Annotated in this window: 1 protein-coding gene; it reads left to right on the top strand. The window is 63.0% G+C overall.

The window, feature by feature from the left end; all coding sequences use genetic code 11:
* Nucleotides 1-359 (top strand): hypothetical protein (locus BGP85_RS00045; protein ID WP_219811569.1); only part of this gene is annotated, 359 nt, incomplete at both ends.

Below are 359 nucleotides of genomic sequence, written 5' to 3'. Positions count from 1 at the left end.
AAGGAGGTCTGGAAGGCGCACAAGCCGAAGAAGGGCGATCCTCAGGTGTCGTGGTGGAGCGTCGCCAACGCGCTCACGAAGAAGCGGATGTATGCGCGCGACGCCAGCTTCGGCGATGACCTGGCACAGGCCTATGGCATCCAGTGGGTCGAGGACCTGTTTGCGCAGGCCGATGAGGACTCGCGCTACACGACGGATGTCGAGGCCTTCCTCGGCGCGCAGCAGGAATGGATGACGAGCCACCTTCCGAAGAAGGGGATCGTCACCGAGGCTAATAACTGGGGTCAGCCCGAACTGCCGAAGAAGGCGGAGCGTCTCTACGGCAAGCCGGGCAAGGGCGACTGCACGGCGATGTATCT

The sequence above is a fragment of the Pseudomonas putida genome, from assembly GCF_002906855.1.
Taxonomy (GTDB): Bacteria; Pseudomonadota; Gammaproteobacteria; order Pseudomonadales; family Pseudomonadaceae; genus Aquipseudomonas; species Aquipseudomonas putida_N.
The sequence above is the reverse complement of the archived record's forward strand: the minus strand, read 5'-3'. Positions and strand labels throughout refer to the sequence as shown.